18 protein-coding genes and 1 pseudogene are annotated in these 22,790 nt (G+C 71.7%); 16 read left to right on the top strand and 3 right to left on the bottom strand.

The genetic code is table 11. The features are described from left to right. Positions 1-74 precede the first annotated feature (74 nt). The 4 genes from ABZZ04_RS23410 (at position 75) to ABZZ04_RS23395 (ending at position 6,560) form a co-directional block, all read left to right on the top strand. The gene (locus tag ABZZ04_RS23410; RefSeq protein WP_356934146.1) at positions 75-398 is read left to right on the top strand and encodes a hypothetical protein; all 324 of its coding nucleotides are present in this window, start codon (positions 75-77) and stop codon (positions 396-398) included. Positions 399-1,079: 681 nt separating this feature from the next. Beyond that, positions 1,080-2,084, top strand: coding sequence for a helix-turn-helix domain-containing protein (locus ABZZ04_RS23405; protein ID WP_356934145.1), 1,005 nt, complete (start codon positions 1,080-1,082; stop codon positions 2,082-2,084). 144 nt (positions 2,085-2,228) lie between these two features. Further along, positions 2,229-2,615 carry a hypothetical protein gene (locus tag ABZZ04_RS23400; RefSeq protein WP_356934144.1) on the top strand — a complete coding sequence of 129 codons (387 nt, stop codon included), beginning with the start codon at positions 2,229-2,231 and terminating at the stop codon, positions 2,613-2,615. An 891-nt stretch (positions 2,616-3,506) separates the two neighbouring features. Further along, positions 3,507-6,560, top strand: a complete 3,054-nt coding sequence (locus ABZZ04_RS23395) for a BTAD domain-containing putative transcriptional regulator (RefSeq protein ID WP_356934143.1) — start codon at positions 3,507-3,509, stop codon at positions 6,558-6,560. A gap of 152 nt (positions 6,561-6,712) precedes the next feature. On the opposite strand, the gene ABZZ04_RS23390 is transcribed toward ABZZ04_RS23395, so the two are convergent. The 3 genes from ABZZ04_RS23390 to ABZZ04_RS23380 form a co-directional block, all read right to left on the bottom strand. Beyond that, complete coding sequence (locus tag ABZZ04_RS23390) at positions 6,713-7,186, bottom strand: hypothetical protein (protein WP_356934142.1); 474 nt, start codon at positions 7,184-7,186, stop codon at positions 6,713-6,715. 345 nt (positions 7,187-7,531) lie between these two features. Further along, on the bottom strand, positions 7,532-8,446 hold the full coding sequence (locus ABZZ04_RS23385) for a hypothetical protein (protein ID WP_356934141.1): 915 nt from the start codon (positions 8,444-8,446) through the stop codon (positions 7,532-7,534). Between the two features lie 68 nt (positions 8,447-8,514). Continuing rightward, positions 8,515-8,757, bottom strand: coding sequence for a 4-oxalocrotonate tautomerase family protein (locus ABZZ04_RS23380; protein WP_356934140.1), 243 nt, complete (start codon positions 8,755-8,757; stop codon positions 8,515-8,517). 252 nt (positions 8,758-9,009) lie between these two features. On the opposite strand from ABZZ04_RS23380, the gene epsC reads away from it, so the two are divergent. From epsC to ABZZ04_RS23320, 12 genes and pseudogenes are all read left to right on the top strand, one after another. After that, a complete protein-coding gene (epsC, locus tag ABZZ04_RS23375) occupies positions 9,010-9,732 on the top strand; it encodes a serine O-acetyltransferase EpsC (RefSeq protein WP_356934139.1) in 723 nt (240 codons plus the stop codon). 133 nt (positions 9,733-9,865) lie between these two features. Beyond that, positions 9,866-10,849: a cysteine synthase family protein gene (locus ABZZ04_RS23370; protein ID WP_356934138.1), complete on the top strand. Its 984-nt coding sequence runs from the start codon at positions 9,866-9,868 to the stop codon at positions 10,847-10,849. Positions 10,850-10,851: 2 nt separating this feature from the next. Then, on the top strand, positions 10,852-11,418 hold the full coding sequence (locus tag ABZZ04_RS23365; protein WP_356934137.1) for a cupin domain-containing protein: 567 nt from the start codon (positions 10,852-10,854) through the stop codon (positions 11,416-11,418). Between the two features lie 50 nt (positions 11,419-11,468). Next, the gene (locus ABZZ04_RS23360; protein WP_356934136.1) at positions 11,469-12,419 is read left to right on the top strand and encodes a DMT family transporter; all 951 of its coding nucleotides are present in this window, start codon (positions 11,469-11,471) and stop codon (positions 12,417-12,419) included. A 369-nt stretch (positions 12,420-12,788) separates the two neighbouring features. Next, a complete protein-coding gene (locus ABZZ04_RS23355) occupies positions 12,789-13,616 on the top strand; it encodes a cupin domain-containing protein (RefSeq protein WP_356934135.1) in 828 nt (275 codons plus the stop codon). 8 nt (positions 13,617-13,624) lie between these two features. Further along, positions 13,625-15,484: an asparagine synthase (glutamine-hydrolyzing) gene (gene asnB / locus ABZZ04_RS23350; protein ID WP_356934134.1), complete on the top strand. Its 1,860-nt coding sequence runs from the start codon at positions 13,625-13,627 to the stop codon at positions 15,482-15,484. After that, positions 15,481-16,581, top strand: a complete 1,101-nt coding sequence (locus ABZZ04_RS23345; RefSeq protein WP_356934133.1) for a PrpF domain-containing protein — start codon at positions 15,481-15,483, stop codon at positions 16,579-16,581. Before asnB ends, ABZZ04_RS23345 begins: the two co-directional genes overlap by 4 nt. Continuing rightward, entirely contained in the window at positions 16,560-17,810 is a 1,251-nt protein-coding gene (locus ABZZ04_RS23340; protein WP_356934132.1) for an acyl-CoA dehydrogenase family protein, read from the top strand. Before ABZZ04_RS23345 ends, ABZZ04_RS23340 begins: the two co-directional genes overlap by 22 nt. Next, a complete protein-coding gene (locus tag ABZZ04_RS23335) occupies positions 17,798-19,285 on the top strand; it encodes a dihydroorotase family protein (protein ID WP_356934131.1) in 1,488 nt (495 codons plus the stop codon). Before ABZZ04_RS23340 ends, ABZZ04_RS23335 begins: the two co-directional genes overlap by 13 nt. Continuing rightward, positions 19,282-19,905 (top strand): flavin reductase family protein, encoded by a 624-nt coding sequence (locus ABZZ04_RS23330; RefSeq protein WP_356934130.1) that lies wholly within the window; start codon positions 19,282-19,284, stop codon positions 19,903-19,905. Before ABZZ04_RS23335 ends, ABZZ04_RS23330 begins: the two co-directional genes overlap by 4 nt. A gap of 431 nt (positions 19,906-20,336) precedes the next feature. Next, positions 20,337-21,317, top strand: coding sequence for a phosphotransferase (locus tag ABZZ04_RS23325; protein ID WP_356934238.1), 981 nt, complete (start codon positions 20,337-20,339; stop codon positions 21,315-21,317). A 276-nt stretch (positions 21,318-21,593) separates the two neighbouring features. Then, positions 21,594-22,088 (top strand): annotated as a pseudogene (locus tag ABZZ04_RS23320) (winged helix-turn-helix domain-containing protein); the annotation flags it as partial. Positions 22,089-22,790: the final 702 nt, after the last annotated feature.

Below are 22,790 nucleotides of genomic sequence, written 5' to 3'. Positions count from 1 at the left end.
CGGCGCCCGGCGCGCTCGCTCGCGGTTTCGGTACGGGAGAGCGCGAGGGCCGGTGGTCCGAGTAGCCTCGCCCCGTGGTGGATGAAGAGCGGTACGCCCGGTACCGGGAGGACTCGAAGGCACTGGCGGCGATCGGGAGGCATGTCGACGCCCAGGTCGGCCGTGTCACGGTGCGACTGCCCAGGGCTGTGGCCGAGGCCGCGGTGGACGCCTGGGAGCGCGACGAGTCGGGTGACCTCGGTGAGGAGAGCCATGAGCAGTACGCGTTGCGGGACCGGGCCGGCGATCTGGCACTGATCGGCCTCGTGATCTCGGAGCGCGGCCGCCGTGAGGGGGAGGATGTCGTGATCGACCTGGATGTCGTCTCCGCGGGGGCAGCCGTGCGGGCGTCGTTGTAGTCGGGCCGCGCGGGCGGTGGCGGCGGACCGGTACGGATTCCCTTGCCGAAGCGGAGGGTTTCGCCTGCCGGAGCAGCGGGTCGCGGACGTGTGCCGCTGCCAGGCCGTGCGCCGGAATCGAATCCCGTGCGCAGGGTGTCGGCATGCCGCTGAGCCGCACAGCCCTTTCGTCCGGGCGCCCGATCGAGCTCACCGGGCTGCGGATGTCTCCGGCCTGCGGAGGGATGCTGGAGGGCTACCCGTGCAAGCCCGTCGACGACATGAAGGCAAGGAGCCTCCGGCAGCGGGCTGACCGTGCGTTTCCCTCCACGCCGGCCTCGCGCTTCGCAGCATTCGCCGGGAGGAGCCGGCCCAGGACCACGAGCTCCGGCGAAGGGCGCCGATCGCAGCCGCTCCTCGACAGCAGCGATGAGGACGGCCGCCTCGTGGCGGACCGCCGACTTGTCGTATTGCGCGGCGACGGCGCAGCACGGCTCCGGTACTCTTCCCGCCCGTCGAGGTGTCCGTCGGCGTGCTCTCCGGGACCGGGATCCCGGCAGCACCGACGCGTTCGGCCAGAAGGGCAGCCGCTTCCCGGCCCCGCCACGCCGTCGCCCACCACAAGGGGCCCGCAAAGCCCACCGCGTGGGACATCATCTGAAGATGAGGATCTGTCATGTTCAGGTTCAGGGGGATGGTGGGATGGCGGACACATGGGCGACAACCGTCTCGACCAACAGTGTCAGCACGCGTGCCGGCTTCGAATGGTGGTCGTCCATGGTCGCCGAAGCGGTCATTCCCGTGTCGATCAGGTGCGACCACATCGACTCCTTCGCGGGAGAAGCAGCCTCGCTGCAGCTCGCGCAGACCCAGGTGTCGGCATTCCGCTTCTCCCCCATGTCGGCCCGCCGCACCCCCACGCACATCCGGCGGGCGGACCCCGAGTCCTACTTCCTCTTCCTGGTCCACGACGGTCCGATCGGATTGGAGCAACGGCGCAACAACACCCTGCTCAGGGCCGGCGACATGGCCCTGTTCGACTCCTCCCATCCTCTGGCCTGCGAATTCAAGGGCACCGAGCAGCCCCCTCGGGTCACTCTGATCCGGCTGCCCAGGACCGCGTTACCGCTTCCCTCCGACCGGACGGACGAACTGGTCGCAACTCTTCTGCCCGCCCGGACCGGATCGGGAGCGCTCCTCGCGTCCTATCTCACCGGGCTGCGGGAGCAGGCCCCGCATTGCGACGAGGCAGAGCTGCTCCGCCTGGGGAGCGTGGGATTCGACCTGGCCACCGCGTTCCTGGCCACACGGATCGAGGCCACGGCGGGGCTTCCCTCGGACACCCGACGCCAGGTCCTCCTGGCCCGCATCCACGCCTTCATCGACCGCAACCTCGGCGACCCCCGCCTCACACCGGCCCACATCGCGGCGCACCATCACATCTCCGTCCGCACCCTGCACCAGCTGTTCCGTACGGAGGCGAACACCGTCGCGGCCACCATCCGCCGACGACGCCTGGAACGCTGCCGGGCCGACCTCGCCGATCCCCGGCAACGCAGCCGGCCGATCGGCGCGCTGGCCGCGCGGTGGGGTTTCCTGGCGGCGGCCGAGTTCAGCAAGGCGTTCCGGGCAGCCCATGGGATGACTCCCACGGAATTCCGTCACGAGGCCGCACGGCGGGCGCAGGATGCACCGGAACACAACTGATGCTGCGCCGATCCCCAAATTCCATCACGCCCTCCGTGCCACGGTGAGATCGAACGGTTCAGCATCACCGCACACGCCATGCGCAATATCGATCTGCGGTTCACGCGGTGTTCCCGCGCGAATCCCTGCTTCCGTGGAGGAAAGATGAAACGCTGTCTGGCACCGGTGGCCGGATTACTGCTCGTCCTGGCCGGGGCTTCCGTCGCCGCGGCCTCGCCCGTCGAGCCCGCGGCCCCGGCAGCGGCGACGCAGCCGCGACAGGCACCCGACGGCCCGGTAGTGGTGACACAGGGCGGGACCGGTTCCCCTTCGGTCTCGATCCGGCACGCGAACTACTGCGACAACTTCGTCAACTACGGCACGTCGTGGAGAGCGAACTGCAACGTCGACTACGGGAGCTCCGGATCATGGACCCAGTGCTCGGACGGTACCGAGATCTGGGGCCCGCTGGTCGGTCCGGGCTACTGGATCTTCGGCGGTAGCTGCTCCGGCCACGGCAGCGTGCGGGACTGGGGAGTCTACGACGGCTGAGAACCCCACAAGTGCATTCCTCCTGTTGCTCCCCTTCATGGCCGCGCCGTAGGAAACGAGGCGGGTCCGTGACCGCAGCGGATCTTTTCGATCACGTGCGGGTGCGAGAGGGAAAGGGACACGGGACAAGGGGCCGCCTCCGCTCTCGCAGCGGTGGCGGCCCCTCTGGTCGCCCGGGAGGTGCCCCGCGCGCACCGTGCCACCGCGAGTCGCGCGCCCCTCACCGGGCCGGGCCAGGGCCTGCGCGCCGCGGTCGATGCCATCCGCGGTCGACGCCATCCGCGGTCGACGCCATCCGCGACCGGCCCCATCAGCGCCTCGGCCACATCGAGAGCGCATGCGACCGCTCCGACGACTGACGTGCATACGGCGGCAGCCGGAAGTGCTCGGGGCAGTGGACCCGAAGCCATGGTGCGGCGATGAGCAACGATTCCCTTCCCGGCCGCACCGTCCGTCCCGTTCCGCCGACCTCCGATCACGCGGGACTACCGTTCCCCTCGGCGTCGGATCCCGAGGTCCGGCGGCCCCCGGCCTCGCCCCGGTTCCCTGCCAAAGACGCAAGAAGCCCGCCCTCGGGTGGCGGCCGGGGCCACCACCTGAACCGGCTGATTCGCGCGGCGGCCCGCCACCGGACGAAGTGGATCCGCTTCCGCCGCCCGTTCGATCGGGTCTCCGGTCGATCCGGTCTCCGGGCAATCGACCATGGCAAATGTTGACGGCAAGTCAATTCTGCTGAAAAACACTCACTTGAGGCCACGAAACGGAGGGCCGTCTTGCCGCCCGGCTCGACACCCTGGTGTGATGACCCATTCGGACCGGCAGGACTGGGAGCATCGGCATTCGTGGGGTGGCGGCAGGGCCGCTCCAGGGCCCGCTGGAGGGAAACGTTTCATGAGCGAGAACACAGGGGAACTGAGAGTACGGTTCCGGATTCTGGGCTCGTTCGAATGCTGGGACGGGTCGGAGCGCGTTCGGGTGGGTGGCCCCGTGCACGAGAAGGTGCTGGTCACTCTGCTGCTGGAACCCCAGCGCGTGCTTCCCGTCTTCCGTCTGGTGGAAGCCGTCTGGGACGAGAACGCGCCCGCCACCGCTGCCCACCAGGTGCGCAAGGCGGTGGCGGAGTTGCGTCAGCGCATCCCCGACGGACGCAATCTGATCGTCACCGAGGGCCCGGGTTACCGGGCGCTCACCACACCCGACCAGGTGGACCTCAGCAGGTTCACACAGGGGCTGAAACAAGCCAGGGAGGCCACTGCCGCCGGACAGAACGCGCTCGCCGCCACGGCGTTGCGCGAGGCGCTGGAGTTATGGCGGGGGCCGCTGCTGTCGGGCAGCGGCGGCTCGGTGCTCGCCGCCGCCTCCGCGGCCCTGGAGGAACGGCGCCTGACGGCCGTCGAGCAACTCTTCGACCTGCGGCTCGATTCGGGAGAGAACGGTGAACTGATCGGTGAGCTGAGGGAGTTCATCGACGCACACCCGCTGCGCGAGACCCTGCGCGGCCAGCTGATGCTCGCCCTCTTCCGCTCCGGCCGCCAGGCGGAAGCCCTGGAAGAGTTCGCCAAGGTCCGCGAGTTCCTGATCGACGAACTCGGTATCGGTCCCGGCGACTCGCTCACCGAACTGCACAACGCCATCCTGCGCAACAGCCCCGAACTCGCCGCCCCGCCCCAGGCCACCGTCGCCCCGTTCACCCCGGAGGGCAAGCCCTCCACCCTCCCCTACGACCTGCGCGACTTCACCGGCCGTGAGGAGGAGGTCCGCGAACTGCTCGGGTTCGTCGCGGAAGCCCCCGGTACGGGGCCCCTGATCATCGCCATCGACGGCATGGGCGGCAGCGGCAAGACGTCACTCGCCGTACGGGCCGCCCATCAACTCGCCGACGACTATCCCGACGCACAGCTCCACATCGACCTGCGCGGGTTCACTCCCAGCGGGCAGCCCCTCAGCGCGGGCGCCGCCGCCGAGGCACTGCTGCGGGCGCTCGGCGTACCGGGCGACCGCATCCCGGACGACGCGGAGGGCCGCATCGCCCTGTGGCGGCGCACCATGAGCACCCACCGCATGATTCTGCTGCTCGACAACGCCCTGGACGAGTCCCAGGTGAGGCCGCTCCTCACCTCCCCCACCGAAACCCTCGTACTCGTCACCAGCCGCGCCCTTCTCGTGGACCTCGACGCCGCACACACCGTCTCGCTCGGTGTCATGCCGCCCGGCGACAGTGTCGCCCTCGTCGAGGGGGTCCTCGGCCCCACCCGCGCCCGCGCCGAGCCGGAGGCCGTCGCGCAACTGGCGGAGCTCTGCGGTCACCTTCCGCTCGCCCTGCGCATCGCGGCCGCCCGGCTGCGCAAGCGTCCCCGCTGGACCGTCCGCTACCTCGTCGACCGGCTCCGCGACGACGCCCACCGGCTGGCCGAGCTCAACTCGGGCGAGCGCAGCGTCGAAGTGACCCTGCGGCTCTCCTACGAGGGCCTGACGGCCGAGACCCGGGAGGCGTTCAGGATGCTGGGCCAGCATCCCGGGACCGAGATCGACGTGTACGCGGCCGGTGCCCTGCTCGACAAGAGCGCGCGGGACGCGGAGGGGGTCCTGGAGTACCTCCTGGACATGCACCTGCTCCAGCAGCACGAGACCGGTCGCTACGCCTTCCACGACCTGGTCCGCAGTTTCGCCCAGAACCTCTCGCGCGGCAGTGCGCGCCCCGCTCCCGAATCCGGCGGTGCGAACGCGGGCGCGGGTGACGAGGAGGCCGCGCGCGCCGTGCGCCGGCTCCTGGACTTCGCCCTGGCCGCGACGGACGCCGCCTGCGACATGCTCTTCCCCGGACGTGCCCGGATAAGCCGCCCCGAGTTCCGGTCGGCCGCCGAGCTCCCCCCGCTCGACACCCCGGACCGGGCCCGGGAATGGCTGGAGCGGGAGCAGGACTCGCTGATGGCCGCCGTCTCGCTGGCGTACCGCTGGGAACTGGACAGTCATGTGGGGCTGCTCGCCGCCAACGTGGTCTTCCCCCTCGACCTGCGTGGCCGGCTGGAGGAGTTCCGGGAGCTGAGCCGTACCGCGATCACCGCCGCCCGTCGGCTGGGCGATCCGGCCCTGTTGCGGCTGAGTCTGTCCAACCTCTCCGTGGCCTGCTGGAAGCTCGGGCGCTTCGAGGAGGGGATCGAGGTGGCGGAGGAGGCGTTCGAACTGGCCGTCGGTCTCGCCGACCAGCGCGGCGAGGCCAAGGACACCGGCGTCCTGGGCCTCCTGCTCAGCGCGCTGGGGCGGTACCACGAAGCGCTTCCCCGGCTGCAGCAGTCCATCTCGATCAAGCGGGAGCTCGGGGCGGAACGTGCGGAGGCCGAGTCCTTGACCAACCTGAGCAACCTGTACTCCGAGTGGGGACGCTTCCCGGAGGCGGTGGAGGCGGCCACCCGTGCCATCACGCTCTCCCGTGGCATCGGTTCCGTCGACAAGGAGGTCGAAGGGCTCACGGAGCTGGCGATCGCCAGGCTCGGCATGGGCGAGGTCGACGCGGCCGCCGATCTGCTCGGCCGGGCCCGCAAGCTGGCCGTGGACGTCATGTCGCCCGCCGACATGTCCTTGCTGCTCGCCCTGTCCGCCGAGGCCGCCGACCGGCTCGGCGAGAGCAAGTCGGCCACCGAATGGGCGGAGTCGGCGCTGCAGTTGGGAGATCTGAGCGGCGCACCGATGCGCGAGGCCGCCATCCGCAACATCGTCGGCCGGCTGCACACCCGCAACGGCCGCTACTCCCTCGCCCTCGACCTCCACCAGCACGCCCATGACGCGGCCTCCGGCGTCGGTTACCGGGTGGAGGAGGCGCACGCGCTGGCCGGTATGGCGCACGCCCTGGAGCACCTCGGCGACCACGGTTCGGCCCGGGTCCACCGGGAGACGGCGAACAAGGCGTTCGAAGCCATGGGAATTCCCGCGGCCCGAGCGGCCTGACGGGGCTTCCTCTCCAGGCTGCGGCCGAGTACCACTGCCGCGCGGCCGGTTCCCGGCATCCGCATCACCGACGCGAGGAAGGCCGATGCCGCGCTCTCCTCGGCAGAGAGCGGGGCACCGGCCTTCCGGCGGGGGCTGTGCGACGCCAGGTATCAGGCGGCGAAGTTGGGGCCCTCGCCGCTGGGCGCGGGACCGACGTTCGGACCCTCGCCGGAGCTCGGTCCCTCACCGACGTTCGGTCCCTCACCGTCGTTCGGGCCTTCGCCGTCGGACGCGGGGACCACGTTCGGGCCCTCGCCATCGGATGCGGGGCCGACGTTCGGACCCTCACCATCAAGCGCGGGGACCACGTTCGGACCCTCGCCGGAGCTCGGCACTATCGGCGTGCTGTTCGGGCCTTCGCCGACGTTCGGGCCCTCGCCCGTGTTCGGGCCTTCGCCGGTGTTCGGGCCCTCGCCCGTGTCCGCGCCGGCGGCCTCGAAGCCGGTGGTCTTCAGGACCAGGTGCGCGGTGGCCGTGGAGTCGAGCTCGGCGCCACCCGTGAGGTTCGCCGTGGCGGCAGCGCCGCCGACCGCGAGAACGGCCGCCGTGAGGACTCCCGCCATCGTGAGCACCGAGTTCCGCATCTGAATCCCGCCTTCTGGAGTGGTCCTGCCTGGGCTTTCCTGCTGACAGGAATGACTTTGGCGTGCCTCGCTCCCGGGTTGTTCCGCTTCGGTTACCGGCTCCCTCCTGCGACCGGGAACACAGCGGGAAACCCCGGGAATCCCCGGGAATCCCGCACCGTCGGGCGCGGTGGGGCCCGTGTCCGGGGAGCAGCGATCCGGAGGCCGCCCATGCAGAACGCCCGGCCGGGGTTTCCCGGCCGGGCGTTCTGCACGGACCTCTCGTGAACCCTTCTCGACTCCCCTCGTCGCCCCTTGGAGGACCGCCCCGTCCGGCGGGTCATCACCCGGACGAGAGGGGCCTGGTCAGACCCGGCTTTCGAGGACGGCCGCCGTCCGGGCGGCCAGTTCGGCGGGCGTGAGAGCGGTGAACAGGACGTGTCCGTCCCGCACCTCCCGTACGTCCGCGAGTGCCGTGATCCGGTCCGGTGTGCCGGACGGATCGGGCAGTGGGACGGCGGCGGCGCAGCCGACCATCGCCGGCGCCTCCGGGGGTCTGCCCGACAGGGCGCGTACGAGTTCCCGTTCCGGCACGAGTCCCGTGGTCAGCTCGATCAGCCGGGAGGTGGGCCAGCTCGCCTGCCGTGGAAGCGACTCGATGACACGCGGTCCCTGGTCGGTGCGGGCGATGCGGGTGAAGGCATAGCCGAACTCGTACCCGGCCAGGTCCAGGAGGCCCGTGGCCAGGGCCCGGATCTCCGCTTCCTCCTGCCTGGTGATGGGCGCGGGGAAGGTGTGGAGGGGGGTGTCCTCGCGCACCGCGCCGGTGGTCTCGTTCCTGGTGCCCGGTTCGGGCCCGGAACCGGCACGGGACGCTCCCCTGCCCGTGAAACGCAGCTCGACGATGCCGGTGACCCGGTGCATCCCCTCCGCCGTCAACGTCTCCACGCCGTACTCGATGTCGTACGGCGGTGGCCCGTCCTCCGGTCCGGTGGGCAGCGTCAGCGCCTCCCATTGGGGGCCGCTGCGCGTCATCAGGCCCCTGATCTGCGACGCGTCGGCGAGCAACCGGGCCGCGGCCGCCGGGTTCGGGGACACGCCGAGGCATTCGGCCGTCTCCAGTACGGCGGGCAGGGTACTCGCCTCTCCGCAGGCGATCAGCATGCCCACCCGGTGGGTGCGGACGGTCTCCGCCAGGTGGTCGCGCAGCCGGTCGTCCGTGAAGCCGGCCGTGTCGGCGACCGTGACGACCTGGAATCCGGCCTCTGTCGCCGCAGTCACCAGCCGGGGCGTCGGACAGACGAGGAGCAGGGAGCGCGGATCGGAGGAACTGGATCCGGCGGGTGCCGTCACGGCTGCTGTCCCCCGGTGTCCTGCGGGGCGGACAGCGCGGTGGCGTCGGCCTCGGGCGGTGTGTCGGCGAGCAGGCCGCCCTTCCCCCAGTGGCCGGGGTCCACATCCCGCACGATGACGGTGACGGCCTCCTCGGGGCACCCCGCTATCCGGGACACGCAGGCGGTCAGCTCACCGACCAGTTCCTGGCGTCGGGCACGGTCGTTGCCTTTCCACCAGTCAACGGAAATCACAGGCACGGGAAGCTCCTCTGTTCGCAGTGGGACATCTGGACGGGGTGCGGCCGACCGGTGGGCCGGTGTGCGGCCGACCGGGGGATGCACAGGCGAGTGTGGGCGCGGCCGTTCCCGTATGTTTCCCGCCGCGTTCCCTCTTGGTTCCGTCGGGGGCGGCAGCGGTCCCGACGAGCGGGAACGGGCCGGGACTCCGGCGGGAAGGCGGCCCGGCAAGCTCCTTTCCAGTCAAAGGCCCGCCCCGCCACTGGAGCCACGATGAGCCTGCTCAGTCCGACGAAACCGGAGTCGAATCCGTCCTCCGGCCCCGCGTCCGCCCCCGCCCCCGCCACGGGCTCCGGGGCGGCGGGTGCCGCCCCCTCCGCAACCCCCGCCTCCGCGACCCCCCGCCTCCTGTCCGCCCTCCGTGAGGACCTCGGCGTCGTCGTGGCCCGGGACCCGTCCGTGCGGAGCAAGAAGGAAGCCGTCCTGCACCCCGCGCTCACCGCGCTGTGGGCGCACCGGATCGCTCACCGCCTGCACAACCGCGGTCTGCGGATCCCGGCCCGGCTGCTGGCCCGGTGGGCACGCCGGGTGACGGCCGTGGAGATCCATCCCGGCGCGGTGCTGGGCCGTCGGGTCTTCATCGACCACGGTGCCGGCGTGGTGGTCGGTGAGACCGCCGTCATCGGTGACGACGTGACCATGTACCACCAGGTCACCCTCGGCGCGGTCGGCTGGTGGAGCGACAACAAGCGGCCCGAGGGCGACCGCCGCCACCCCGTCGTCGGCAGTGGTGTCATCCTCGGCGCCAACGCCACCGTCCTCGGCCCGGTGACCGTCGGCGACCGTGCGGTCATCGGCGCGCAGGCCCTCGTCAACAAGGACGTCCCCGGCGGTGCCCGGGTGCTCGCACCCACCGCCGTCATCAAGGAGCCCGGCCGGCAACCGGAGCTGATGGAGGACGTCTTCACCGTCATCGCCTCCGCGGGTTCCTGGTGAACCGTCATCACCTCCGCGGGCTCCGGGTGAACCGTCACCGCCTCCGCGGGTTCCTGATGAACCGTCATCGCTTCTGCGGGTTCCTGGCGCCCCGTCCGGACTCCGTGCCGACCGACTCCCCCGATTGCGAGAGATGAGAACCGTGTCGACCACCGCACAGGCCCTCTCGGCCCACATCGCCCCCGTCCGCCCGGCCGTCGCCTCGCGCATCGAGGACCTCGTCGGCTCCACCCCGCTGCTGGAACTGCGTCTGCGCGACCTGGCGCCCGGTGCGCGGGTGCTGGCGAAGCTGGAGTCCGCCAACCCGATGTCGTCCAGCAAGGACCGGGCCGCCCTCTACATGCTGCGTGCCGCCGAGGAGCGCGGCGCGCTGCGGCCCGGTGGCACCGTCGTCGAGGCCACTTCCGGGAACACCGGGATCTCGCTGGCCGCGTTCGCCGCCTCGCGCGGTTACCGCTGTGTCATCGTGCTCCCGGACAACGCCACGGCCGAGCGGGTCAAGCTGCTGCGCGCCTTCGGTGCGGAGATCGTCCAGACACCGAGCGCGCTGGGCTACCCGGGAGCGATCGCCGAGGCGGAGCGGCTGCACGCGGCCACGCCGGGCTCCTGGTTCCCGTGCCAGCACGAGAACCAGGACAACGTCCTGGCGCACTACGAGACCACGGGCCCCGAGATCCATTCCGCGGTGGCGGCCACCGGCCGCCGCATCTCGGCCTTCGTCTGCGGCGTCGGCACCGGGGGCACCCTCACCGGTGTCGCCCGCCACCTCAAGGAGCAGGACCCGGACGTGCGGGTGGTGGCCGTCGAGCCGGAGAAGTCGCCGATCCTGTCCCGGGGGTACGCGGGTCAGCACCGCATCCCGGGCCTCAACGGCGGTTTCGTCGCCGACACGACCGATGTCTCGCTCATCGACGAGGTGCTGACGATCTCCGACGAGGACGCCCTGCTCACCGCCCGCCGACTCGCCACCAGCCAGGGGCTGTTCACCGGCGTCTCGTCCGGCGCCGCCGCCCGTGCCAGTGAGATCGTCGCCCGCAGGGCCGAGTTCACCGACGGTGTGGTCGTGACGCTGCTGCCCGACACGGGCGAGCGTTACCTGAGCATGTGGGAGGCCTGATCATGAGCCACGCGATGTTCCGGGCGTACGCGGACGCGGTGAAGGCGGAGATCGGGGTCGCCACGACCACGCGTTTCATCGCTCTCGCGGAGACCACCGACGGACGGTTCGGGCTCTTCCACCACTCCATGCTGCCGGGTGCCGGCGGCGCCGCCCCGCACTACCACTCGCGCATCTCCGAGTCCTTCTACGTACTGACGGGCGAGGTCCGCCTGCACGACGGCACCGGCTGGCGCACCGCCAGGGCGGGCGACTTCCTGCACGTGCCGGAGAACGCCGTGCACGGTTTCCGCAACGAGAGCGACGCCCTCGCCGAGATGCTGATCATCTTCACTCCGGCCGAGCACCGCGAGGGGTACTTCGAGGGCCTGGCCGCTCTTCTCGCCGACGGCAACCGCCCGTCCCGCGAGGAGATGGTCGCCCTGATGGAGAAGTACGACCAGTTCGAGGTCGACGCCCCCGACACGGATCACGACCACCCGCACACGCACGGGGACGGACCCGCGCACGGAGACGTATCCGCGCACCACCACGGCCCGGGCGACACGCACCCGCACCACCACCACTGACCGACGGGGCACCATCCGCCCCGCCCCGTCTCCCCTAGGAGAAACACAGCATGAACCTCGTCAACTGGGGCCGTTTCGGCCTGCTGGCCGCCCTGTGGGGCTGCAGCTTCGCCTTCATCAAGATGTCCCTGGAGGCCTTCGCTCCCCTCCAGCTCGCCTCGGGGCGGCTGATCGTCGGCGCCCTGGTCGTCCTCGGCATCCTCGCCCTGAAGCGGATCTCCTTCCCCTCCCGGAAGCTCTGGGGGCACATCGCCGTCGCCTCCGTCTTCGGCAACGTCGTCCCCTTCACCCTCTTCGCCATCGGTGAGCAGCACACCACCGCGACCACGGCCGGGGTGATCCAGGGCGCGACTCCTCTCATCACACTGGGCGTCGCCGCCCTCGCGCTCTCCGAGGAGAAGCCGACGGCCCGCAAGGTGGCGGGCCTGGTCGGTGGGTTCATCGGGCTGATCGTGGTCGTCGGACCGTGGAACACCGATGGTTTCGGCACGATCGGCGGACAGCTCGCCTGTGTCGGCGCCGCGGCGAGCTACGCCGTCAGCTTCGTCTACATCCGCCGCTTCATCGGCCCCCACAAGCTGCCGGCGCTCTCCGTGACCGCCGCCCAGCTGAGCATGGCCGCCGTCATCACCGTGGTGGTCACCACGTTCATGACCGGCTGGACGCTGCACGGCGACCTCACCCTCAAGCCCCTGCTCGCCCTGCTGGTCCTCGGTGCCGCCTCCACCGGTATCGCGTTCGCCCTGCTCAACCGGCTGATCGCGGACGCCGGTCCGACCACGGCGTCCGGTGTGAACTATCTCGTTCCGGTGTTCTCCGTCGTCGTCGGGGTGCTGGCCCTGGGAGAGCCGCTGACCTGGAACGTTCCGGTGGGTGGTGTCGTCGTGATCGCCGCGCTCGCCGTCGCGGAGGGGCGTGTCTCCGCCCTGTCCCGGCGGGCGAAAGCGGTGCCGCCGGTGCCGGTCGCCGCCGCCCGCGTACCGGAGGAGTCCTGCCCGTAACGAGCCACGTCACAACACGGCACAACGCCGTGCGGCACGACACTGCGCGGCACGACACATCACGACACAACGCAGCACAACACACTGAGCCGGGGCCGGCGCGGACACCCTTCCAGGGGGTCCGCGCCGGCCCCGTTCCGTTGCGCATCCTCCCTCAACTTCCTTTACATGCAATGGAGTTGAATTCCCGATGAAGGGTCTTCCAGTACGGGAAGGTTCCCGGCCATCTCCTTCACCGCGGTAGCGAAGCGGGAGTACGGCGGGACCGGCCGGGGCGAAGTTGGGATCACAGGACGAGGACGGGGCCGCCCCTTCCACTCCTTCCCCGCCCTCCCCTCGTCTCCTCCTCACCTCCAAGGAGCCCTTCGCATGACGCGCACATCCGCCTCGGGAACCCTCGCCGCGTCCCCCCTCGGGGACGCCCGGATCGTCACGGCCGCCGAGTTCGTCTTCGCCCCGCTGCCCGGCCGGCGCACCACGCTCGCCACCCCGGTGAGCCCCGCCGCGGGCGCCACGCACGTCACCCTGCACGTCGTGCGCATCGCGGCGGGCGAGTCCTTCAGCCCGGACGGAAGCGTCGGGGAGGAGAACACCGCTGTCGTCTTCGACGGCCGCGGCACCGCGACGGTCGGCTCCCGCAGCCACCGGGTCGAACGGTCCCACGCCGTGTACGCGCCCACCGGGCAGGCCCTGGACCTCACGGCCGACGCCGAGGGGCTGACCGTCTACATCTGGCGCACACCGCTCGCGGCGGGCCGCCGGCCCGGCACGGACCCCGAACCCTTCTCCACCCTCTGGGACGAGACCACCCAGCTGCGCGGCTTCGGCGGCACCGGTCAGATCGCCCCCGACGGCGACCGCGCCACCATGAACTTCGTCTTCTGGCCCGGCAACGGCAGCAGCCAGCTCTGCCTGCACTGCGGCATCCAGCAGCCGGGCCAGACCTTCAACGTGCATCTGCACCCCGACAGCGACGAGGCGTTCATCGCCTTCGAGGGCATCGGCCAGATGTACCTGCGCGACCGCTGGATCGACGTCGCCGCCGGGGACGTCCTGTACGCGGCGCCCGGCGTCCTGCACGGGGCACGCAACCCGCACACCGGTCCCGACGCCCGTCGCTTCGTGACCTGCGGCGGTCCCAGCCCGTACGACCCGGCGCTCTACTCCGCCGCCGGTCTCTCCTCCGACGTCAGGTGATCTGAGCCATGTGCCGTATCCACGGATCCTTCCACGCCCGCACCACCGCCCAGGAAATGCGCCACGTCGCCGCCCTCCAGCACCACGGCGGGCCCGACGCCCAGTCCTTCGCCCAGCAGTCGGGGTGGGCCCTCGGCAACAACCGGTTGTCGATCATGGACCCCGAGGGCGGTGCCCAGCCCTACCGCCTCGGTGACATCACCGTCGTCTTCAACGGCGAGCTCTACAACCACGACCGGTTGCGCACCGAACTCATCAGGCAGGGCTTCCACTTCGAGGACCGGTGCGACGGATCGATCCTGCCGGCGCTCTACCTCACGTACGGCGAGCGGTTCGCCGAGCAGCTCGACGGCATGTTCTCCGTCGCCGTCATGGACCTGCGACGTGCCCCGCGCCTCGTGATCGCCACCGACGCATCCGGGATGAAACCGCTCTACTACCACTGGGAGGAGCGCAGCGGCCGCTTCCACTTCGCCTCGGAGCTGCCCGCCCTCCTCGGCTTCACCGACGTACGCCCCTACGAGGACGAACTGGGCCTGCACACCTACCTGTCGGCGAAGACCCCCTTCGGCCAGCGGACCATGTTCCAGGGCATCGACGTCCTGCCGCCGGCCGCCACCGCGGTCGTGACCCGGGAGGAGGGCCTCCGCCTCAGCACCCGGCGGATGGGGTACGAGTCCGCCCCGCCGGTCGCCGAGGAGCGCAGCCTCGCCCGGGCGGGCGAGGAACTGCGCGAGCTGCTGGCCCGCGAGGTCTCCCGGCTGCTCGTCGCCGACGCGCCGGTCGCCGCCATCACCTCCGGCGGGCTCGACTCCAGCCTGGTCACGGCGCTCGCCGCGCGTTCCCTGCACGACCGCGGCGCGTCCGGGGCGCTGCACACCTTCAACATCGCCTACACCGGCGACTGGCCCGGGGACGAGCGCGCCTTCGCCGCGGAGGTCTCCCGGCACACCGGCACGGTGCACCACCAGGTGGAGATCGACCCGGCCACCTTCCCGGACCTGATGGGCGACGTCGTTCGGCACCTCGGCCAGCCCAACGCCGATCCGATCACCCTCAGCACCTTCTCGCTCTTCCGGGCGGTCCGCGACGCGGGGTTCAAGGTCGCCCTGACCGGGGACGCCGCCGACGAACTCTTCGGCGGATACGCCCGCATGACGCAGGCGCTCGCCGCGCCCGAGGGGGCGGACTGGGCCGGTGCCTACCTGGACCACCTGGCCGCCGTCCCCCGTGCGCTGCGCGACGATCTGTACACCGCCGAGTACGCCGACCTGGTCCTCTCCCCCGGCATGTCGACCATGCCGCCGGGCCTCACCGACATGCTCGCGTACGGCACCGGCAGCCGGCTCCAGCGCATCTGCCGGATCGAGCAGCGCTACCGGCTTCCCGCGTACCACCTGCGCCGGGTCGACCATCTGTCGATGGCGAGCTCGGTGGAGGCCCGGCTCCCGTTCTGCCAGCCGAGCGTCGTGCGCTACGCGGCGACACTGCCCGACCAGCACCGCACCGTTCCCGGGGTCGGCGTCAAGCGCGCGCTGTACCGCGCCGCCGAGGGACTGCTGCCCGACAGCGTGCTGAACCGGCCCAAGCAGCCGTTCACCCTGCCGATCACGGCGATGCTGGCCCCCGGCCAGCGGCTGTGGGCGATGGCCCGCGACGTACTGTCCCCGCAGGCGCTGCGTTCCGACGGGCGGTTGCGGTACGAGGCCGTCGACGCCCTCTTCACCGAGCAGGCCGCCCGGCCGTCCGACAGCGTGTCCCTGGCGCTCTGGGCGCTGATGTCGCACCAGATGTGGCGCAGCGAGTTCTTCGGCAGGTCCGCCGGAACGGCTCCGCGCACGCGTGAACTGGCGGTGGCCACCGGATGAGCGTCTCCCTGGCCCGAGCGCACGGCGCGCCCTGTCCCACGGCCGTCCTGGACGGCCGCGACTTCCCCGAATCCGAACCCCAGCTGCTGGGCGCGCTGGCCGACCTGCGGGCCGAGATGTCCGGACAGGGCGCCGGCGACGTGCTCAAGAACGCCATCGTGCGCCCGTCCCGGCACCCACTGTTCGACCTCGACTACCGGTTCGTGCAGTCCCTTCCGCAGAGCCACGACAGCTTCGACCTGCGCGGTTCCTGCGGTCACTCGATCCTGGCCGCCGTCGAGGCGGCCGCCCGCACCGGCATGATCCAGCCGTTGGTACCGGGCTGCCGGGTCCGGGTCAACGTGCTCAACAACGGTGACAACGTGGTCTGCGAGACCGAGGAGACCTCCGACGGCGGCACCCGGTTCACCGCCCACTTCCTGTGCTCGCCGCCGCTGCGGCTGCCGGAGCTCCTGATGACGGGCGAACCGGTGACCCCGGTGTCCTTCGAGGGCCGGACCGTGCCCGTCTCGCTGGTGTCGATGGGCAATCCGTACGCCTTCGTCGACGCCTCGCACCTCGGGGCGGGCACTCCCGGGCGGCTCTTCGCGGACGACCCCCATCTGTTCGACGTCATGACCCGGCTGCGGATCGCGGTCTGCGAATCGCTGGGCTGGGACACCTTCGGTGCCTTCCCGAAGATCGCGGCCCTGCTGCCGCAGGAGGGCGGGGGGCTGTTCGTGCGGGCCGTGTCCGTACCGTCCTGGCATCCCACCGTCGCACTCACCGGCGCGATCTGCCTGGGGGCCGCCGCCGGCATCGCGGGCACCGTGCCCTGGTCCCTGTCGGGGCGGGAGGCGCAGGACCCCGACGCGCTCCTGCCGGTGCGCACCCCCGGCGGCTGCGTACGGGTGGCCGCCCATTCGACGCACGGCTCCGACGGGGAACGCAGGCTCGCCTGGGTGTCCGTCGCCGAGAAGCAGGTCGAGTACCGGGGGTTGCTGCCGCGGCCCCGGCCCGCGGCCCCGCAGAACGGTTTCACCGCTTCCCGCCCCTCCGTACTCCCCCCGTCCGACCGCGTATCCGAGGAGACCCCGTGGGTTCCGTTGACAGCCTGACCGCCGTGCGCGGGAGCACATCCGCGCGGGTACCGACCGACACGCACTCCGTCGCTCCGTTCGCCGCGGCCGACGCCCGTTGGGCCGGTCGCTCCGACACCTCCCGGGCCGCCTCCACGGTCCCCTCGCCCGAGGTGCTGAGCCGTCTGGCGGCCTGTGCCGAGGCGGCCGACCTCAGCGGGGAGCCGGACCGCGAGGCCGTCGCCGTGCTCCGCGGGAGCGGACTGCTCGCGCTCGTCGTCCCCAAGTCCCACGGCGGGGCCGGGGCCGACGCGGTGACGCTCAACACCTGTGTCGAGCAGGTCGCCTCGGTGAACGCGTCCGCCGCGATCATGCTCTTCCAGCACTGCGCCGTCACCAGCCGGATCGTCGAGAACGGCACCCCCGCCCAGCACCGCGAGCTGCTGCCCAGACTGGCCGGCGGCCAGTGGCTGGCCGCCTCCGCATGGTCGGAGAGCGGAGCGGGTGCGGACAAGAAGAACCTCGCGACCCAGGCCCGTCGCACCTCCGACGGGGAGTGGGTCCTGGACGGGGCGAAGTCCTTCACCACCAGCGCGGGGCTCGCGGACGTGTACCTCGTCCTGGCGCAGTCCCGGGACGACTCCCCCGCGCCGGACGCCGCGTCGGGGGACACCGGGTACGGTGCCGCCGGGCAGACCTTCTTCCTGGTCCCCGGGAGCCATCCGGGGCTGCTGCCCGACACGTCGATGCGGCTGTCCGGGATGCGCGGCTCCGCCACCGGTTTCGTGTCCGTGCGGGAGTGCCGCGTCCCGGACTCCGCGCGGCTCGGCGCGCCGGGCGTCGCCGCTTCCATCATCGCCCGGGTCCGCGACAGCGGCGCCTCGCTCGGCGCGGTCGCCGTGGGCATCGCCCAGGCCGCGCTCGACGCGGCGCACCAGCACGCCGAACGTCGCGGGCTCTACGCCCACCAGGCGGTCCGTCACCGTCTGGTGGATCTGGCCACCGAGGTCGAGACCGCCCGTGCGGTGGTGGAACGGGCGGGCCGGCGCACCTCGGCCGACCCGGGACTGACCACGCTCCACTCCAAACTGTCCGCCTCCGCGGCGGCCGAGCGGGTGGTGGCGGACGTCGCCCGGTTCCTCGGCTCGGCCGGATACGTCGAGACGCACCCGATCAACCGGTTCGGGCGCGACGCCCGCGCCGTCGCCCTGATGGGACCGACCAACGACCTCTGCAAGGAACTGGTGAGTCTGCCGTGGAACCGTTGAAAACCTCCCCCTCCTCCCGCATCTCCCCCTCCTCCCTCCAGGGATCCTCCGCGGAGGCCGACCTGGTGGTCGAGGGAGGCCGTCTCGTCACCCCCGAGGGCGTCTTCGAGGGCGGTGTCGTCGTCCGCGACGGCCGGATCGCGGCCCTCGTCGCCCCCGGCGACCCGCTCCCCGCCGGGCCGCGCCTGGACGCCCGGGGCCGGTACGTCCTGCCGGGCCTCATCGACTCCCACGTGCACTTCCGCACTCCCGGGCTGGAGCACAAGGAGACCTGGGAGAACGGCAGCCGGGCGGCCCTCGCCGGCGGGGTCACGACCGTCATGGATATGCCCAACACCCGTCCGCCGTCGCTCGACACGGCATCGCTCCGGGCGAAGGCGGCCCTGATAACGGGCCGCTCCTACGTGGACCACCGTTTCCACATGGGGGCGGACCCCGACCACCCCGAGGTGCTCGCCGGCCTGGACCCGGCCGTCGCGACCTCCGCGAAGGCGTTCATGGCCGGGCACCACACCGCGCCCGTGGTCTTCCGCGAGGCGCACCAGCTGGAGGCGGCCTTCGCCGCGGCCGCGCGCGGTGGCGTCCGTCTCGTGCTGCACGCCGAGGACCAGCACGTCTTCGACCTGCTCGACTCCCGCAGCGGCGAACCCGATTCGTACGGCGCCTACGAACCCCACCGGCCGCGTTCCGGGGCGATCGTCGCGGTCGCCAAGGTGGTCCATCTGGTGCGCACCCACGGCACCAAGGTGCACATACTCCATGTGTCGTCGGCCGAGGAGACCGATCTGCTGGTCGCCGCGGCCGCCGAGGGACTGCCGATCAGTTTCGAGGTCACCGGGCACCACCTGTCGTTCACCGACCACGACACGGCCCGGCGCGGTCCCCGTACCCGGCTCTCCCCGGCGATCCGCGCCCCGCGCGACCGCGAGCGGCTCTGGCGGGCGGTGCTCGACGGCGAGGCGTCCACCATCGGCAGCGACCACGCCCCGCACACCGTCGAGGAGAAGAACCGCCCTCCGGCCGAGGCTCCCCCGGGGCTGCCCGGTGTCCAGGAACTCGCCGTCTCCGTGTGGACGGGCCTGCTCGCGCGGGGCGTCGAGCCCGACGCCGCGGCGTCCCATCTCGCACGGTTGATGGGTACGGGACCGGCCGACCTGTTCGGGCTGGCAGGCAAGGGCCGGCTGGCGGTGGGCGCGGACGCCGATCTCGCACTCCTCGACCCTGACGCGCGGTGGCAGCTCTCCGCGGGGCACGTGCAGTCGCTGTGCGGCTGGTCGGCCTACGAGGGCTGGATGTTCACCGGCCGGTTCACCACGGTGGTGCGGGGCGGCCGGGTGGCCTGGGACCTGGCCCGCGGAACCGTGGGCGAGCCCCTCGGCCGGTGGCTGCCGGGGCCGGCCCTTCCGGCCGCGGACCTCCCCGGGGCGCAGGCCCCGGCCGCGCCGTCCCGGGAACTGGAAGGGGCCGTCCGATGAGCGCCACGACCCTGCTGGCCCAGTCCGTGCCGGACACGGCGACCGCCGCCCCGCCGCGACTCGGGCTGCCGGACTCCGCCGCGACCCCGGAACCGGGGGCACCTGGCATGGTGATGTCCGGCGACATACCGGCGGACGAGTTCCGTGCCGCGATGGCGTCGCTCGCCGCTCCCGTCACGGTGGTGACGTGCTACGACAGGACGGGAAGTCCCCGGGGGCTGACGGCGAGCGCGGTGTCGTCGCTGTCGCTGGACCCCCCGCTGATCCTGGTCTGCCTGGACCGGGGCTCGCGAACCCATGACGTGCTCGTCGCGGCGGACGCCTTCACCCTCCATCTGCTCGGCCCGGAGAACGAGGATCTGGCGAGGAAGTTCGCGGGCCCCACCGAACAGCGCTTCGAGAACGTCCGGCTGACCTCCGGCCCGACATCGCGCCACGCGCCCCAACTGGCCGACAGTGCGCTTCGGTTGACCTGCGCACGGCACGACGCGATCGAGGCGGGGGACCACACGATCCTGGTGGGCCGGGTGGCCGCGTCCGACTGCCAGGGCCGCCCGGCGGGGGGCCTGGTCTGGCACCACAGGGGCTTCGCGCACGCGAGGCCGGTGCCGGGGCGCTGACCGGGCGCCCCCGGCCCGGCCGGCGGGTACCGAACCATCCAGCGGCGGGGCCGTTCCCGGTGGCACGTACCGGGGACGCCCCCCGCTCGTTCGTTTCGCCCGCCCCGTTCGTTCCGTTCGTTCCGCTCGCCCGGACGGGCCGCGGCGTGCCGGCGTCGGCAGGTGAGGTCGCGGGAACAGGTGCCGAAGCCTTTCATCAGGTCCCGGAAGTCGAGTGGCAGATCGGATGAACCGCCGCCCGGTCCACCGCCGTTGATCAGCATCACGCCTGGCTTCGTTCGCTTTCAGCAGCAGCGTTCATCCGGCACCTTGGGCAGCATCAATCATGGATGACACCTTTGGAACAATTCGTTCGGCGTTGAACGACGACTCGCGTAAGGTGCCTCAGTCATCGAGACGGAGGGCGGGTTGCGGGCGTGGCGCCGAAGAAAGTGACACGGGATCAGCTGGCGGGTGCGGCACGGGCCGCGCTGGGTGGCGGGCGGCGGCTGGAGGCGGTCGAGCGACTCGCGGGCGGCACCAGGAAGGGCGTCTACCGGCTGACGATGGACGATGCCGTGACGGCGATCGCCTATCTGTGGGAGGACTCCGAGAACTACTGGCCGATCACCGAGAACGATGGCGACCTCGCCGACCCGTTCTCTCCCGGCATCGGGCTCGACCTGTTCGAGGCCGCGCACGCGCGGCTGGAGGCGCTGGGCCTTCGGGTGCTTGAGATCCACTTGGTCGACCGTGACCGCACCCACTACCCGGCCGACCTCGCGATCGTCGAGGACGTGCCTGGCGAGAAGCTGATGGACCTGCGCAACCGCGACCCGCGCGCCGCGGAGCCGACCATGATGCGCCTCGCCGAGAGCCTGGCGATGATGCGCGCCCACCGTGCGCCGTCCTTCGGCAAGGTGGCCCTGATCGACGCGGGCGGCACGTCACGGTCGGTCTCGTGCGAGCAGGCAGCACTCGTATTCGCGCTGCGCTGCCTCGCCGAGGCGGCCGCGCGCGACCACAGGATCGCCGACGTCCGCGTTCAGTTGGAGGAGCGGCTGCATCAGCTGACCGCAGCGGTGCGGCCTCGCGCCGAGTACTCCGTCGTCCACGGCGAGCTGGGCCTGGACCACGTCATGGTTGACCGGGACGGCCTTCCTGTCGTGATCGACATCGAGGACCTGCTGTACTTCGACGTCGAGTGGGAGCACGTGTTCCTGCGCCTCCGCCATACCGCCGGCCAGTATCAGCAGCTGACGGTTGACGGCCTCGACGAGGACCGCCTCGCGCTCTACAAACTCACCCAGCATCTGTCGCTGACAGCCGGCCCCCTGCGCCTGCTCGATGGGGACTTCCCCGACCGGGAGTTCATGCGAGGGATCGCCGAGCATCACCTGAACGAGGCGCTGGCGCTGGTCTCGGCGATTTGAAGACGTGACCAGCGTGTTTGCGCCAGGTCTGGATGATCTCCGAGATCGTCGACCACAAGAAGCCGGACGGGACCCTTCGAAAGCATGGGACGGAAGCCACAGGAGTCAGCTGGCCGCGGCAGGTTCTTCCGCCCGGGTCCTGGTGCCGGCGAGGCGGTAGGCACCTCAGGTTTTCATTGATCCGAAATGCTTTGGGTTCATGCTCGTTGACGGTGCGTGAGCGATCTGGTGGGGGATGCGCGGACCTGGCCGCCGGACACGCAGGAGGCTGTGCGGTTGCCGGCGGTGTCCGCGCTGGTGGAGGGGTGGGAGCGGGCTGGGGTCGCGGCTCTGTTCAAGGTGTCGGTCGGGGTCGTGGACAACTGGTGGATGAGGTGGCAGACCGGCGGCCGGGACGGGCTGCTGTCCCGTCCGCGGGGTCACCGGGCGGGCAAGCATCAGGTCCTGCCCGAGGCCGAGCAGGCCGCCGTCCGGCAGGCCGTCCTCGATCCCCCCTTCCGACCCGGGGCTTTCCGGTCAGCTGCGGACACGGGGGCTGACAGGCGAGCTGGTCTTCAGACTGTACGGGGTCCGTTTCACGGAGCCCGGGGTGGGCAAGTACCTCGAACGCCGGGGACCGACGTTCCGGCGTCCGGACAAGCGTGCCGTGGAGCAGGATCCGGAAGCGGTCCGGGGCTGGCACGAGGAGACCTGACCGGCGATCCGGGCCGGAGCGAAAGCGGAGGGGGCGAAGTCCTCTTCGCCGACCGGGTCGGGGTCCGCTCGGGCCGGTGAGGGAGCCGGAGATCAGTAATGGTCTCCGGCCACCCGACCATCGCGCCCACACGGCGGCGGGAGTCGGTGGCCTTCAGCCGGGAGGTCGCGACGCCGAGGGTGCGGCCGTCCGCGTGGGCGTAGTCGAGTGGCACCTGCGGTACCGCGCAGCGGGCCCCCGCCTCGTCGAGGGCGTTTCCGACGTCGTCCGACTCGCCCCGGGCCACGCGGGACATCCGGGCGCCTCGATCTCGACGGCCGCTCCCGCGATCCGGTCCCGGCCCGTGAGCAGCCTCAACAGGCTCCGGACATCGAGGTGTTCGGCGCAGCGTTCCCGGGCCGTGGCACGGGCCGGAGCGACCGCCGTCGTACCGGCCGCACCGATCAGGACCGCCGGCGCGACCGCATGCCGACGCGCGTTCCTGCCGTGTTCACGGTGCGCGCGCCGGTTCCTGCGGTGGTGTACGCACCGGCCCCTCTCGAACATGCCGAGTCCCCCGAACTGCGGCCCGTCGCGTGTCCGGCGGTCGGCGTCCGGCGCTACGGGTGGCGCCGTGGCGGCACACGCCGACGGACCCCAGGATCCGCCCTCGGGTTTTCCCCTGCCGGGCGGTGTTCCGTTCGGGTCGGGGGTGTGTCAGTCGGTGGTGGGTGCCGGGAGGGGGTAGCGGGTGGGGTCGACGGGCCCGGGGAGGTGGGTGGCGGGGTGGGCGGGGGCGG

The organism is Streptomyces sp. NPDC006435 (assembly GCF_040612315.1).
In the GTDB taxonomy this organism is placed as follows: Bacteria; Actinomycetota; Actinomycetes; order Streptomycetales; family Streptomycetaceae; genus Streptomyces.
The sequence above is the reverse complement of the archived record's forward strand: the minus strand, read 5'-3'. Positions and strand labels throughout refer to the sequence as shown.